Source organism: Enterobacter sp. CGMCC 5087 (genome assembly GCF_003144775.1).
GTDB lineage: Bacteria > Pseudomonadota > Gammaproteobacteria > Enterobacterales > Enterobacteriaceae > Enterobacter > Enterobacter cloacae_M.
The window spans coordinates 35,952-50,960 of sequence record NZ_QFXN01000146.1 but is presented as its reverse complement, the minus strand read 5'-3'; the positions used below and the strand labels follow the sequence as shown (position 1 = coordinate 50,960).

General features: G+C 57.2%; 13 protein-coding genes. 4 read left to right on the top strand and 9 right to left on the bottom strand.

What is annotated here, in order from left to right:
- A partial coding sequence (locus DEO48_RS13330; RefSeq protein WP_109845439.1) for an MFS transporter occupies window positions 1-863 on the bottom strand: 863 nt, incomplete at its 3' end.
- 115 nt (window positions 864-978) lie between these two features.
- Here DEO48_RS13330 and DEO48_RS13325 point away from each other — a divergent pair.
- Complete coding sequence (locus DEO48_RS13325) at window positions 979-1,422, top strand: helix-turn-helix domain-containing protein (protein WP_109845438.1); 444 nt, start codon at window positions 979-981, stop codon at window positions 1,420-1,422.
- A gap of 10 nt (window positions 1,423-1,432) precedes the next feature.
- On the opposite strand, the gene DEO48_RS13320 is transcribed toward DEO48_RS13325, so the two are convergent.
- From DEO48_RS13320 to DEO48_RS13310, 3 genes are read right to left on the bottom strand one after another with little or no spacing between them, the layout of a single operon-like run.
- On the bottom strand, window positions 1,433-2,176 hold the full coding sequence (locus DEO48_RS13320) for an alpha/beta fold hydrolase (protein WP_109845437.1): 744 nt from the start codon (window positions 2,174-2,176) through the stop codon (window positions 1,433-1,435).
- Window positions 2,177-2,187: 11 nt separating this feature from the next.
- A complete protein-coding gene (locus DEO48_RS13315; protein WP_109845436.1) occupies window positions 2,188-2,655 on the bottom strand; it encodes a DUF6130 family protein in 468 nt (155 codons plus the stop codon).
- A gap of 50 nt (window positions 2,656-2,705) precedes the next feature.
- Window positions 2,706-3,935, bottom strand: coding sequence for an MFS transporter (locus tag DEO48_RS13310; protein ID WP_109845435.1), 1,230 nt, complete (start codon window positions 3,933-3,935; stop codon window positions 2,706-2,708).
- Window positions 3,936-4,032: 97 nt separating this feature from the next.
- On the opposite strand from DEO48_RS13310, the gene DEO48_RS13305 reads away from it, so the two are divergent.
- Window positions 4,033-4,923 carry a LysR family transcriptional regulator gene (locus tag DEO48_RS13305; RefSeq protein ID WP_109845434.1) on the top strand — a complete coding sequence of 297 codons (891 nt, stop codon included), beginning with the start codon at window positions 4,033-4,035 and terminating at the stop codon, window positions 4,921-4,923.
- On the opposite strand, the gene DEO48_RS13300 is transcribed toward DEO48_RS13305, so the two are convergent.
- Window positions 4,920-5,108, bottom strand: a complete 189-nt coding sequence (locus tag DEO48_RS13300) for a YfgG family protein (RefSeq protein ID WP_063408299.1) — start codon at window positions 5,106-5,108, stop codon at window positions 4,920-4,922. The genes DEO48_RS13305 and DEO48_RS13300 overlap by 4 nt on opposite strands.
- A 352-nt stretch (window positions 5,109-5,460) precedes the next feature.
- Between DEO48_RS13300 and DEO48_RS13290 the strand changes: the two genes are divergently transcribed.
- Window positions 5,461-7,701 (top strand): EAL domain-containing protein, encoded by a 2,241-nt coding sequence (locus DEO48_RS13290; RefSeq protein ID WP_109845432.1) that lies wholly within the window; start codon window positions 5,461-5,463, stop codon window positions 7,699-7,701.
- Between the two features lie 4 nt (window positions 7,702-7,705).
- Here the strand turns inward: DEO48_RS13290 and ppx are convergent, their stop codons facing one another.
- From ppx to purM, 4 genes are all read right to left on the bottom strand, one after another.
- Window positions 7,706-9,244 (bottom strand): exopolyphosphatase, encoded by a 1,539-nt coding sequence (gene ppx / locus DEO48_RS13285; RefSeq protein ID WP_023308773.1) that lies wholly within the window; start codon window positions 9,242-9,244, stop codon window positions 7,706-7,708.
- A gap of 3 nt (window positions 9,245-9,247) precedes the next feature.
- Entirely contained in the window at window positions 9,248-11,308 is a 2,061-nt protein-coding gene (ppk1, locus tag DEO48_RS13280) for a polyphosphate kinase 1 (RefSeq protein ID WP_109845431.1), read from the bottom strand.
- A 207-nt stretch (window positions 11,309-11,515) separates the two neighbouring features.
- A complete protein-coding gene (purN, locus tag DEO48_RS13275) occupies window positions 11,516-12,157 on the bottom strand; it encodes a phosphoribosylglycinamide formyltransferase (RefSeq protein WP_109845430.1) in 642 nt (213 codons plus the stop codon).
- The gene (gene purM, locus DEO48_RS13270; RefSeq protein WP_008501643.1) at window positions 12,154-13,191 is read right to left on the bottom strand and encodes a phosphoribosylformylglycinamidine cyclo-ligase; all 1,038 of its coding nucleotides are present in this window, start codon (window positions 13,189-13,191) and stop codon (window positions 12,154-12,156) included. The genes purN and purM overlap by 4 nt, the downstream gene beginning before the upstream one ends.
- Before the next feature lie 266 nt (window positions 13,192-13,457).
- On the opposite strand from purM, the gene DEO48_RS13265 reads away from it, so the two are divergent.
- The gene (locus DEO48_RS13265) at window positions 13,458-14,888 is read left to right on the top strand and encodes a 6-phospho-beta-glucosidase (RefSeq protein WP_058841786.1); all 1,431 of its coding nucleotides are present in this window, start codon (window positions 13,458-13,460) and stop codon (window positions 14,886-14,888) included.
- The last annotated feature ends 121 nt before the right edge of the window (window positions 14,889-15,009 follow it).

The following is a 15,009-nucleotide window of genomic DNA, read 5'->3' as shown; positions in this document are numbered from 1 at the left end:
GCCGCGCTGGTGCGTTGGGCATATCCCCGATCGGCCCAGCGTCCTGCCCGGCCAGCCGCCAGCGCGCCCGCCGCGCCAGCCAGCCCAAACGCGCCAATCGCTGTATGCGAAAAGTTAAACGGCGGTGCGCTCAGCGGCAGCACCAGCGCGCTCCAGAAAATGTTGAACGATGCAAACATCAGCAGCGCCAGCACGCCGCGTATCTGCAGCACTTTTTCCTGCCGCAGCAGCGTGAGCATTGAGCCAATCAGGCGCGGATAGCTCATCGTGGCAGTGACGGCTGGCAGGGCGGGGAGTCGCCACCACAGAGGTAACGCAATCATAAGCATCAACGCGGCAGCACAAAGATAAACCCCGTGCCAGCCCGCGATATCGCTGATGCCACCGGCAAAGACGCGAGCGAGCAGCAAACCTGTGAACACGCCGCCCTGTGCCGCGCCGACAACGCGTCCCTGTTCATGGGGCGACGCGGCGCTGGCGGCGTAGGCGATCAGCCCCTGCGTCATGGCCGTGCCCAACATACCGGTCGCAAGCATACCGATAAGCAGCGCTGAAGAGGACTGTGCCATGCTGACGGAAACCAGCGCCACCACCAGAGCAATCAGCTGTACTGCCATGAGTCGTCGACGATCCACTTTGTCACCCAGAGGAACGACAAGCAAAAGAGCCAGCGCGCAGCCAATTTGTGTCGCGGTCACCACGCCACCCACGGCCGCATGGCTGATGCCGAAATCGTTCGCCAGCGCGTCAAGCAAAGGCTGGGCGTAATAGACGTTTGCCACGCTTAGGCCGCTGGCGGTGGCGAACAGCCAGACCATGCTGCGCGGCATGTCGGCTGAAGGAAGGGCTGACGTCAGTGACATATTCAAAATCCTCGCCTGTGATAACCTGGTTTTAAAATGAAACTGGTTGAATGCTAGGCTAAGCAGTTTTAAAATGCAACTAGTTATAGGGTGGCCTTTGCGAGGAAAACAGGTGATGTCCCGAAATACGGTAAAAGAGGAATATTGTCCCGTTGCCCGCAGCGTTGACCTGCTCGGGGATCGCTGGTCGCTTCTTATTGTGCGTAATGCGTTTGACGGCATGACGCGCTTCGGGGATTTTCAGCGCAGCCTTGGGGTGGCGCGCAACATCCTTTCTGACCGGCTTCGCAAGCTGGTTGAGGCGGAAATCCTGACGTTACAGGGAGCATCGGACGGCACGGCTTATCAGGAATATGTTCTGACCGACAAAGGCGAACGTCTTTTCCCCGTGATCGTGGCGCTGCGTCAGTGGGGCGAGCAAAATCTGTTTTCACAGGGCGAGCGTCACTCGCTGCTGATTGACAGGCGGACGGGCAGGCCGGTTCCCTTTATGGCGCCAGCAGCGCATGACGGCACTGCGCTGCTGCCGGTGGATACGGAAGTGCAGAAGATCGAATGAGTCACTCCGGTTAATTACTGCTTATCGCCTGCTCAATCGTCCGGGCAGCGATCTGCGGCTGGCTGACCATCGACACGTGGCTTGCCGCCACCTCGGCGGTTTTCGCATGGATCGTCTTCGCCATTGCCCGTTCAAGATCGGGGTTGATCATACGGTCATTCTTGCTGACCACATACCAGCTCGGTTTGTCATGCCACGCCGCGTGGGCGACCTTTTCACCAAACGCCTCGGCCTTAATCGGCCCCTGCGTGGCCGCAATCGTATCTTGAATGGCTGGCTTCACGTCAGGCGCGAAGTCCTTTCTGACGGCTCCTGTCGGCAGGTATAAATAGCCGTCCGCCGATTTAGCAATGCCCGCGCTGCCCGGCGGTGCAGGGTAGCTTCCTGCCAGATCCGCCGTCGACTGGCCGGAGTCCGGCGCGAACGCTGCCACATACACCAGCGATTTTACCCGCGCATCGTTGCCCGCCTCGCTAATCACGGTGCCGCCCCAGGAGTGGCCCACCAGCACCACGTCACCCTCGGCGCGGGCGATGGCCCGCCGCGTGGCCGCAACGTCATCCTTAAGCGACGTGAGCGGGAGCTGGACGGCAATGACCTCGGCGTGCTGTTTCTGCAGCAGGGTAATCACCTTATTCCAGCTGCTGCCGTCGGCAAACGCGCCGTGGACCAGCACCACGCTGGTTTTATTCTGTGCAAAGGCGCTGGCGGAAAGCGCCAGCAGGCCTGCCGTCACTACAGAGAGTGCTTTCATCTTCAGACTCCTTAAAAATGGTGGACCGCCGCGTGGGGCGGGACGGTGAATTCAACGGTTTTGTGGTCGAGCGGCTTGTGCGTCGGATCGGCCAGAATAATGGTCACCTTGTGTTTACCGGCGGGCAGACCCACCAGGATCACCGGCTCTCCGCTGGCGTCAGCCCAGTGCCACGGCGCGTCATCCACCACCACGTGAATATGCCCGATGCGTGGGATGACCTTGAGCGCCTCGGGGCCGAATACCGGCTCGATGCGCAGGTTTTCGGCACGGTACTGAATAAAAACCGCGCCTTTGCTCAGCGGCCCGGCAAGCGGGGGATCGACTATCAGCCTGGCAGGCGGCTGCGGCTGCGCCAGCGGCGCAACGGCGGCGGGGCCGTTAACGTCCGCGGCGCTCAGGTTATCCAGCGGCATGGTCCGGGCATGGGCTACAGAGGCCAGGACTAGCAGGGGGAAAAGTGCAAAGCGACGAATCATGGGTTCTCTCCTCATCGGTTCTGAATGGCGACAGGGAAAGAAAACCATTTTTATGTATCGGAGATATTTGCCGGAGGCGGCGTTTTGTACCCGTTTGTCAGCGTGGCGCTCTGGATACAGTGCGATACAGTTTTCCTGCGTGGACGGCGCACAATCGCTATCGCCAGCCCGGCAATCACTAGCGTCAGGCCCGTTGATACCCACATTGCACCTGCGATCCCCAGCGTTTTATTCAGCCACGCATAGGCAAACGGTGAGGCTGCCGCCATTAGCTGGCCTGGGATCAGCAGCATCCCCGTGCGGCGGGCATAGCTTTCGGTGCTAAACAGCTCCAGCGGCAGGGTGGCTTTTACGATGGTGACCAGCCCGTTGATGGCGCCGTAGCCCAGCACAAAACCGGCTGCACACCACGCAAACAGGGCGCTGCTCATCCCCAGAAGAAAGCAGAGCGGCATGGCGAGCGCGGTAAAAAGCGTCAGTTTGAAGGGGGTTAAGCGGGCACCCGCCAGCACTTCCAGCGAGCGGGCGCCCGTCTGGCCGATCCCCCACAGCATGCCGATGGCGACCGGCAGGCCAAAGTGGGCAATAAACTCCGGCAGATGGGTGGATGTGCCGTTAGAGACAAAGGTGATGAGGGCAATGAAGGCGGCATAAAGCCAGGCGTTACGCCGCTCGTTGTTCAGCGGCGGCGCAGTGACCTTTGTCGTCACCGTCAGCCTTTGCCGGGGAAGCGTTCGAATCAGCATCGCGCTCAGCAGGCCGAAAAGAGCATAGACGCGCAGCGCCTCCTGCCAGCTCATGACCTGAAGCAGGGCATCACCCAGCGGCCAGAAAACGGCGGAGGCCAGCCCGCCCGCCAGCGTGACGCGTGAGATCGTTCTTCGCGCCTGCTGCCCGTAGAGGTTTACCAGCGCGGCGAACAGCGCGTCGTACAGCGACAGGCGCATCCCTGTGCCGCCGATAAGCCAGGCGCAGTACCAGCCAAAAAGCGTCTGGGTATACGCCATCCCTGCGCAGCTTGCGGCGATCAGCAACGTGCCGCTCATCACCACTTTCTGACCGCCAAAGCGTGCCAGCAGGCGGGCGACAAACGGAGAAACCGCCGCCATCACCAGCATCGCCAGCGTCAGGCCGAGGTAAATTTGCGGTGATGACCATCCCCGGTCGGCTGAAATCGCCATTCCAAAGGTGCCGGGCATATAAAACGAGATCCCCCAGTTGATAAGCTGATTACATCCCGCCGCGAGGGCGAGGCGGCGTGGCAGGGCGGGTGTTTCCATTGTTTTTCATTCCGTTATGCAGTTGTCCTGAGCATAACTCGCGCGCTATTGTGCTGGCAGGGCAGCAACCTTATGCGCGGTATAAGAGAAACTTTGAATGACAACGCTTAATCTGGGCTATCTCGCCACCTTCCGTCTGGTGATCCAGCGCGGCAGCTTTTCAGCGGCAGCGGATGTGCTGGGTATTTCCCAGCCCGCCGTCAGCCTGCAAATACGCCAGCTGGAGCAATTTCTGCAAACGCGGCTGGTGGAGCGTACCGGGCGAGGGATTAAGGCTACGGCTGCCGGGGAAGCGTTGCTGGCGCATGGGGAGCGTATTCAGCAGGCGGTGGATGACGCCATTCGGTCCGTGAGCGCATTCAGCCACGATGTGAGCGGCACCATTACGCTTGGCACGGGGGCAACGGCCTGCATCCATCTTCTGCCGCCGCTGCTGGAGAAGCTGCGCCGGGACTATCCGCTCCTGAGCGTGGGGGTGACGACGGGCAACACCCTCGATATCGTCAGGGCCATCGAAGAGAACCGGCTCGATATGGGGCTGGTGACGCTGCCGGTGAGCGGCAGAGCGCTGGACGTCATGCCGGTGATGGACGAAGAGTTTGTCTTTATCGCGTCGCGGGAGCAGCAGGATGCTTTCAGGGACTTTACCCCGGAGGCGCTGCACGCTCAGCCGCTGATTGCCTTTGAATCAGGCAGCGGTACCCGGGCGCTGATCGATGGCTGGTTTGCGGCTAATGGATTAGCGATCGCACCGGTGATGCAGCTTGGCAGCATCGAGGCGATCAAACGCATGGTTCGCGCGGGGCTGGGCTACAGTATTGTGCCGCGAATGGCGGTCGAACAGGATGCCGATCGCGAAGGGCTATGCGTGATGTCGCTTACGCCCATGCTGCAGCGGCAGCTGGCGGTGGTAATGCGACAGGATAAAATCCTCAGCAAAGGGATCGCGGCCATTATTCGGCTCGTGCAACATCCTGCGGCTGTTTAGCGAGCGGTGGTGTCGACGGTCAGGCTGGATTGCTGCGACTGGGTTTTGTCCTGATGGTGGTACCAGGCGCCAATTGAAGAGTAAACGAAGCGGCCAAAGAAAAACAGGAAGCTGATGAGCAGTATGATGCGGGTCATTCGGGTATTAAATTGATGTCGTTTTCGCATACGCGTGACCTGACTCACTCTGTTTTTCCTGGATAAGCCCTTTTGGGCGACAAGGATATTAAGGCACAGCGGGAAGGCGGGGTCAATTCTGCTGTGTGTAAATAACCGTCAATGTTTACATTGATTAATGTTATTGAATTTAATTAATGCATTTACCACATTGATAATATGAAGAAAATGATTTCAAAAAAATGCCGCAAACAGATATTTGCGTAAAATAGTTTGATTTAAGTCAACGGCTTCCCGGCCCTTATATTTAAAATTCTTCCTCCACACAGTTCGCCCCGCACGCCGCCGGGCGGCGCGTACGTCAGGTTGGATGCCTGTCTTTATTTTCCCTCTGGAGCGAAAGGGGTTTAACCGGGCATCTATGAACATTCTCGCTTTCCTGAAAAAAAATAAAAACCGCTGGTGGGCATTACCGCTTATTTTGCCTGTGGTTTTACTTCCCGTGCTGAGCATTGCGAATACATTCACGCAGCTGGGCGACGGCATTGCGGCACTCTATTATTTACCCCTGTCATTTTTGCTTTCGCTGATGATGTTTTTTGGCCTGGAAGCGCTGCCCGGGATCGTATTGTCGCTGTTTATCCGCTATTACCCGTCGGTCGGGATGTTTGAAACCGTCGCGGGGATCCTCCATTTTGTCGTCCCTTTAGTGCTCAGCTGGGGTGGCTACCGGGTGTTTGCGCCCAGACGGAATATGACCGCGTACGGCGACGTGCGGCTGATGGCGCAGCGCATCTTCTGGCAAGTCTTCTGCCCCGCGACGCTATTTCTGGTGCTGTTTCAGTTTGCGGTGTATTTAGGCGTGTATGAGAGCCGTCAGAGCCTTGCGGGATTAAATCCCCTCAATATTCGCACGCTCATCAACTATCAGACGCTGCTGGTCAGCGGGCTAACGGGCGTGCCGCTGAGCTATCTGCTGATCCGCCTGCTTCGACATCCGCGCTATATCAAAAGCCTTCTCTCACAGATCCGTTCCGAGATAGACAAAAAGGTGACGGTCGTTGAGTTGCTGGTGTGGGCTATCGCGCTTAGCGGACTGCTTTCGCTGCTGCTGCTTCCGATGAATGAGAACAGCTCCATTTTCACCACCAACTACACTCTTTCCCTGCTGATGCCGGTGATGCTCTGGGGCGCGATGCGTTTTGGCTATAAGCTGATTTCGCTTATCTGGACGCCGATACTGCTGGTGTCTATTCACTATTTTTACCGCTATATCCCGGTAAATCCGGGGTATGACATTCAGCTGGCGATCACCTCTTCCAGTTACCTGGTCTTCTCGTTCGTGGTGATTTATATGTCGATGCTGGCGACCCGGCAGCGCGCGGCGAACAAACGCTCCCGCAGGCTGGCGCTGCTCGATCCGGTCGTCCATATGCCTAACCTGCGGGCGCTGTCGCGCGATCTGGCGAAAAACCCGTGGTCGGCGCTCTGTCTGCTGCGCATTCCGGAGCTGGAAATTCTGGGCCGAAATTACGGCGTGTTGCTGCGGATTCAGTACAAGCAGCAGCTGGCGCAGTGGGTGAATGGCATTCTCCAGCCCAATGAGCTGGTGTATCACCTGACCGGGTATGACCTGGCGGTACGGCTCAACGCGGAATCGCACCAGCAGCGGATTGAAGCCCTGGACGAGCATATCAAGCAGTTCCGCTTTGTCTGGGACGGCATGCCGCTGCAGCCGCAGGTGGGCGTGAGCTATTGCTATGTCCGGTCCCCGGTTAACCATCTTTACCTGGTGCTGGGCGAGCTGGGCGTGGTTGCCGACCTTTCGCTCTCCTCCAACCATCCGGAAAATCTTCAGCAGCGGGGTGCCGTCCATTTGCAGCGCAACCTGAAGGATAAGGTCGCGATGATGAGCCGCCTGCAAAAGGCGCTTGATAACGACGAATTCACCCTGCTGGTTCAACCCGTTCGCGGCCTGCGTGGCGATTGCTATCACGAAGTCCTGCTCCGGATGCCGGATGTAAACGGGCTATTGATCTCCCCCGACCAGTTCCTGCCCGTCGCGCAGGAGTTTGGTCTCTCTTCCCGGGTAGATTTGTGGGTGCTGGAGCACACCCTGCGCTTTCTCGCCGCGCATCGCGAAAGACTGCCCGGCCAGCGCTTTGCCATTAATCTGGCCCCGTCGACCGTGTGTCGGGTGCAGTTTCCGCTTGAGGTGAGCCGCCTGCTGGCGAAATACGCCATTGAGCCGTGGCAGCTAATCTTTGAAGTGACGGAGTGCAGCACCTTTTGCAATGCGGAGCAGGCGCAACACATCCTCCGGCAGCTGCAGAAAATGGGGGTACGTATTGCGATTGATGATTTTGGCACCGGCTATGCGAGCTATGCGCGGCTGAAAAGCGTGGACGCGGATATTCTCAAGATTGACGGCAGCTTTATTCGCAATATCGTCAACAACAGCCTGGATTATCAGATTGTGGCGTCTATCTGCCATCTGGCGCGCATGAAGAAAATGCTGGTGGTGGCGGAGTATGTTGAAAGCGAAGAGATACGTAGCGCGGTTCACGCGCTAGGCATCGATTATGTGCAGGGTTATCTGATTGGCAGACCGGCACCGCTTGAGTCACTGCTGGAAGCAGAGGCGTCCACCGCGGACGCCTGAGCCGTTACGCGGCGACGTCGGCGCTCTCTTCTTCGATTTTGAGCAGCCAGCCGGTGACCGCTTCCCAGTACTGCTGCTCTTTTTCCAGGTCCAGCAGGACCAGCGCGTTCTGGCTAAACCAGTCGTGCGGGAAGCTCAGAGTCCAGTGATGGTCGTCGGTTTTCAGCTTCAGCGTAGGCGGCGTGGTGGTGGCCTGACGCTGGTTATTGAGCAGCACGCCCAGACGCAGCAGCTGAATAAGCGGCAGGAACTGTTTTTTCTTGAACAGCGTAAAGCGCGGCAGGTCGTCGAGCTTGATGGCCTTGCGGTGATAACGTACCAGGGTCGCCATCATGGTTTGCTGCTCCTGGTTGAAGCCAGGAAGATCGCTGTTTTGCAGAATATAGGCCGAATGGCGGTGCATCCCGCTGTGGTTGATGTTCAGCCCCACCTCGTGCAGCATCGCGGCCCATTTCAACAGCGCGGCAAGCTGCGGGTGCGCCAGCTTAGGATTTTGCTCCTGCCACTGTTCATACATCTGTACCGTGGTGTCCAGCACGCGCTTCGCCTGTTCACGGTCGATGTTGTACTGGTTGGCCAGGCTTTGCGCGGTGCGGCTGCGAATATCCTGATGGCGGAAGCGGCCTTCCATCTCATACAGCACGCCTTCACGCAGCGCGCCGTCTGAAAGTCGTAGCTCTTTAATGGCGAGGGCATCAAACACGCCGCAGAGAATAGCCAGCCCCGGCACGAAGACCGCCTTGCGCTCGTCGGAAAGACCCGGCAGGCTTAAGGCGTCAAAACTTTTATGCTTCAGCACTTCTTCGGTCAGCAACGTCAGGCGTTCGGGCGTGATAAACCCGTCTTTTTCACCCATCGCCAGCAGCACTTCATGCGCCGCCTTGATGGTGCCCGACGCGCCCAGCGCCACGTTCCAGCCCTGAATACGGTACTGCCAGGCCAGGTTTTCCAGCTTCTGGACAGCCGCCATACGCGCGCGCTGGAAGTTCTCGCGGGTGATGGTGCCGCCCGGGAAATACATCTGCGCGAAGCTGACGCAGCCCATACGGCGGCTTTCCACCAGGCGCGGCTCAAAGTCTTCGCCGATCACCAGCTCCGTTGAGCCACCGCCGATATCGATAACCAGCTTGCGGCCTTTTTCCGGCTGGGTGTGCTCAACGCCCATGAAAATCAGACGCGCTTCCTCGTTGCCGGAGATGATCTCAATCGGGTAGGGGATCACTTTTTCTGCCCGCTTAAGGAACTCCGGGGCGTTCAGGGCCTGGCGCAGGGTATGAGTGCCCACGATGCACACGCTGGAGGGCGAGAAGCCCTGCAGGCGTTCAGCAAACAGCGACAGGCAGTTTAACCCGCGCTCCATCGCCTCTTCGCTGAGCATGCTGCGTTCATCAAGACCATCCGCCAGGTGTACGCGCTGCTTCAGACGACCGATGATCTGAAGCGCGCCATCCACCTCACGGGCGATGACCATGTGGAAACTGTTAGAGCCAAGGTCGACCGCGGCGAATTCCTGCGGGCGTGGGGTCTTATCATTTATCGGCATAGGTTAATCGGGTTGCTCGAGTGATTTGATATAGTCGTAAATCGCCAGTTGCGACCGCACTTTGCGGCGGTTGCCGCGCGGCACATAGCGGTTACTGAGTTCTTTGTCGATATAGCGTGCTTTCACGGTATCGCTGAACAGAATCTCGATGATGTCGAGGATCTGCTGCTTCAGACGCGGATCCAGCAGCGGTGCCGCGACTTCAATACGGTAGTCAATATTGCGCGTCATCCAGTCTGCCGAAGAGAGATAGACCTGTTTATCACCCGCATTATCAAAAATATAGACCCGGTCATGTTCCAGATAGCGGTCAACAATGCTGATCACACGAATATTGTCGCTGATGCCTTCCAGTTCCGGGATCAGCGAGCACATGCCGCGGATCAGCAGGTTAACCGGCACGCCTGAGCTTGACGCCGCGTACAGCCTGTCCACCAGCCCTTTGTCGACCAGGTTGTTAAGCTTCAGCGTGATGCCGGACGACAGCCCTTTTTGGGCATTGGCGATCTCTTTATCGATCATATCGTACAGCAGGCGGCGCGAGTTCTGCGGCGAGACCAGCAAATAGTCAAAGCTCACCGGACGGTACGGGTTTTCGATAAAGTTAAAGACCCGGCGCACTTCGTTAGTAATGCGGGCGTCGGCGGTTAAGAGCGAGTAGTCGGTATAAATTCGCGCCGTTTTCTCGTTAAAGTTGCCGGTACCGATGTGGGCATAACGCACCACGTCGTCACCCTCTTTACGGGAAATCAGGAACAGCTTGGCGTGAATTTTCAGCCCCGGCGCGGAGAAGATGACGTGCACACCGGCTTCCGTCAGACGGCGCGCCCAGTGAATGTTGGCCTCTTCGTCGAAGCGCGCCTGCAGCTCAACCACCACGGTGACTTTTTTGGCGTTGTGCGCCGCGTGGATCATCGCGTCGATGATGCGGGAATCTTTTGCCACGCGGTAGATGTTGATTTTGATCGCCAGCACGCTCGGATCGAACGAGGCCTGACGCAGCAGTTCGAGCACGTGCTCAAACGTGTGATACGGATAGTAAAGCAGCACGTCGCGTTCGCGAATGGCGTCGAATCCGTTGCGGAATTTATCGAACCACAGATGGCGCAGGCGCGGCAGCGGCTTGTTCACCAGATTGGCTTTGCCGACGTTCGGGAAGCCAATAAAGTCTTTAAAGTTGTGGTAACGACCGCCCGGCACGATGGAGTCATAGCGCGAAATGGTCAGTTTATCGCGCAGCATCTCCACCATGGCGTCCGGCATATCGCGCTGATAGACAAAGCGCACCGGCTCGGCCGTCAGGCGCTGTTTCAGGCTGGAGGACATCAGCTCCATCAGGCTGGCTTCCATCTCGTGCACCAGGTCATATTCGGCGTCACGGGTCATCTTCATCGAATAGGCGTTTAACGCATCGTAATCGAAGAAGCCTTTGAAGATGTCGTCCAGGCAGTAGCGCAGGATGTTATCCAGCAGGATCATCGGCTTGCGTCTGCGCGGGGTTTCCGGCGGCAGGTTCACAAAGCGCGGCACCTTGTCGGACGGGATCTCCAGCAGCGCGTAACGGATAGACTCACCGCGAATAATTTCCACCGCCAGGTAGGTGTAATCATCTTTCAGGAACTGAACCAGATCGGTTTCGCGGTTGATCAGAATCGGGGTAATGTGCTGGCGCAGGTAGTGTTTGAAGTAGTGGCGCAGCCAGTTTTGTTGGTTAACGGAAAGCTGGCGTTCGTTAATCAGGAAGATTTGATTGCGCGCCATCTCCAGCAGCAGTTCGTTATACAGGCCGTCAAATTCCTGATCGGCTTTCAGCACGCGGGACTGGATTTTGCCCAGCAGATGCCGCGAGTGCGAGTTTAAGCCCTGTTCTTCGCTGATGATGATGCGTCTTTTCAGCTCGGCAAAGCGAACCTTGTAGAACTCATCCAGGTTGTTGGAATAAATGCCCAAAAAACGCATGCGCTCGATAAGCGGGTTACTTTTGTCTGCCGCTTCCTGGAGTACACGTTCGTTGAATGCTAACCAGCTTAGCTCTTTCTCGATATATAACTTTTCCTGACCCATTACAGCTCACACTCCAGTTCAATCACAGGACGTGGTAAATCCGTCTCGTCCTTATTATGGCGAGCATTTCCACGATATGTCCAACAGTGCCAGAAAAGTATGACAGTTATTTTTTTTGTTGGGGATTTTAGAAGGTTGGAGAAGGGAATATCGGGTAATGCAACGAACATGTCGGGTAAGCGCAGCAGCGCCACCCGACATAGAAAATTACTCTTCGGCCGCATAACCCTGCGGGGGTAACTTCACGCCGTCCAGCCAGGCTGCACCGTCGCGCATCTCGAGACGCCCGTCGACAAACCAGCTGACCACCAGCGGGTAAATGGCGTGTTCCTGGGTCTGCACGCGTTCGGTCACGTCTTCTTCGCTGTCGCCGTCAAAGACCGGAACTTTCGCCTGCAGGATCACCGGACCGCCGTCCAGCTCGTCGGTAACGAAATGCACGGAGGTACCGTGCTCCTCATCGCCGTTTTCCAGAACCTGACGATGGGTATGCAGGCCGGGATATTTTGGCAGCAGGGAAGGGTGGATATTCAGCAGACGAGCGGCGAAGTGTTCGACGAAGGCAGGGCTCAGAATACGCATATAGCCCGCCAGCACGACCACGTCCGGCGCGTAGGCATCAATCTCATGCACCAGCTCGCGGTCAAAGGCTTCACGCCCGGCGAACTGGCTGGCTTCCAGCGCGTGCGCGGGAATGTTCGCTTCCCGCGCGCGCTCAAGGCCGAACGCGTCGGCCTTGTTGCTGAAAACTGCCCGAATGGTGCCATTGATTTTCTTCTGCTTGCAGGCGTCTATGATGGCCTGCAAATTGCTTCCGTTGCCGGAAATGAGCACCACGATGTTTTTCATTCAATGACCACACGCTGTTCGGAATCGGAGGCTTTAATCGTACCGATTTTCCACGCGTTTTCACCTTTTTCAGTCAGCAGCTTAACCGCTTTATCCGCTTCGCTTGCCGGCAGGGCGATAACCATGCCCACGCCGCAGTTAAAGGTGCGGTACATTTCGTGAGAGCTCACGTTGCCCGCGGTCTGCAGCCAGTTAAACACGGCTGGCCACTGCCATGACGATTCGTCGATCACCGCCTGGGTGTTGTCCGGCAGAACGCGCGGAATATTTTCCCAGAAGCCGCCGCCGGTCAGGTGGGCAATGGCGTGAACGTCGACGTTCTCGATAAGCTCGAGCACGTTCTTCACGTAGATACGTGTTGGCGCAAGCAGATGGTCAGCCAGTGGTTTACCGTCAAGCTCGGTGGTCAGCGGATCACAGCCGCTCACTTCGAGGATTTTACGCACCAGGGAGTAGCCGTTAGAGTGCGGGCCGCTGGAGGCCAGCGCGATCAGCACATCGCCATCGGCCACTTTGCTGCCATCGATAATTTCTGATTTTTCTACTACGCCGACGCAGAAGCCCGCGACGTCATAATCTTCGCCGTGATACATGCCCGGCATTTCTGCGGTTTCGCCACCGACCAGCGCGCAGCCAGACTGCAGACAGCCTTCGGCGATACCGTTAATCACGCTTGCCGCGGTATCTACGTCCAGTTTGCCGGTCGCGTAGTAATCGAGGAAGAACAGCGGCTCTGCGCCCTGAACCACCAGGTCATTCACGCACATCGCGACCAGATCGATACCGATCGTGTCGTGACGTTTTAAATCCATCGCCAGGCGCAGCTTGGTGCCTACACCGTCAGTACCCGAGACCAGAACAGGTTCACGATATTTTTGCGGCAGCGCGCACAGTGCGCCGAATCCACCCAGACCACCCATCACTTCCGGGCGGCGGGTTTTTTTCACCACACCTTTGATTCGGTCAACCAGCGCATTACCTGCGTCAATATCAACACCGGCATCTTTGTAGCTGAGAGAAGTTTTGTTGGTCACGGCTTAAATCCCCACGCGATTGCATAGCTAGTAAGAAAAATCGGCGCAATTCTAACAGTCCAGGCAAACGTTTGCGAGCCTATTCTGGACGTGGAGATCTTTTTTTCTGTGCACCCCGTGAATGCAGCCAAACTTGACTCTGTTCACGAAAATGAAACCGGTTTCTGAGAACTGCTTGCAACAGCTATGCCCTTTGCACATCATCGAACTGAAACCGGTTTCTGTAATTGTTTTTGCAGAAAATAACGCAGAATGAGGGAAAGCGAATGTCAGGATTTAAAGCAGATTTTCTGTGGGGCGGGGCCGTTGCGGCGCACCAGCTGGAAGGCGGCTGGAAAGAGGGCGGCAAGGGCGTGAGCGTTGCCGATGTTATGACCGCGGGGGCGCACGGCGTGCCGCGTGAAATCACCAACGGCGTGCTGGAGGGGAAAAATTATCCTAACCATGAAGCCATCGATTTCTACCACCGCTATAAAGAAGACATCAGACTCTTTGCCGAGATGGGGTTCAAATGCTTCCGCACCTCTATTGCCTGGACGCGGATCTTCCCGAAAGGCGACGAGCTTGAGCCTAACGAGGCTGGCCTGAAATTCTATGACGATCTGTTCGACGAATGCCTGAAGTACGGCATCGAACCGGTTATCACCCTGTCTCACTTCGAGATGCCTTTCCATCTGGTCACCGAATACGGCGGCTGGCGCAACCGTAAGCTGATCGACTTCTTCGTTCGTTTTGCAAAAGTGGTGTTCCAGCGCTACCAGCATAAGGTGAAGTACTGGATGACCTTCAACGAGATCAACAACCAGGCTAACTTCCACGAAGACTTTGCGCCGTTTACGAACTCCGGGCTGAAGTACGCGCCGGGTGAAGACCGTGAACCGGTGATGTTCCAGGCGGCGCACTATGAGCTGGTGGCCAGCGCCCTGGCGGTGAAGGCGGGGCGCGAGATTAACCCGTCGCTGCAGATTGGCTGCATGATTGCCATGTGTCCTATCTACCCGCTGACCTGTGCGCCGGACGATATGATGATGGCGATGAACGCCATGCATCGCCGCTACTGGTTCACCGACGTACACGTGCGCGGCAGGTACCCGCAGCACCTGCTCAACTACTTCGAACGTCGCGGCTTCGCGCTGGATATAACCGAAGAGGATAAAGCCGCGCTGAAGCAGGGCTGCGTCGATTACATCGGCTTCAGCTACTACATGTCCTTCGCCACCAAGGCGACGGCGGACAACCCGCAGCTGGATTACGACGAAAGCAAGAGCCTGGTCTCTAACCCGTACGTGCAGAAATCCGACTGGGGCTGGCAGATTGACCCGGTCGGGCTGCGCTACTCCCTGAACTGGTTCTGGGATCACTACCAGCTGCCGCTGTTTATCGTTGAGAACGGCTTTGGCGCGATCGACGTGCAGGAGAGCGACGGCACGGTGAACGACCAGTACCGTATTGATTATCTGGCCGCCCACATCCGCGAGATGAAAAAAGCGGTGGTGGAAGATGGCGTGGATCTGATGGGCTACACCCCTTGGGGCTGTATCGACCTGGTGTCTGCCGGCACGGGCGAAATGAAAAAGCGCTACGGCTTTATCTTTGTGGATAAAGATAATGAAGGGAACGGCACGCTGAACCGCAGTAAGAAAAAATCGTTCGACTGGTATAAGCAGGTTATTGCGAGCAACGGCGAGAACCTGTAATTGTCGGGTGGCGCTAACGCTTACCCGACCTACACTACACGTAGGCCCGCGTAAGCGCAGCGCCACCGGGCAGAACCCCGCCCCCAGGCCGGAGTCTCGCCTCCGGTTTTTTTGTCTCTAA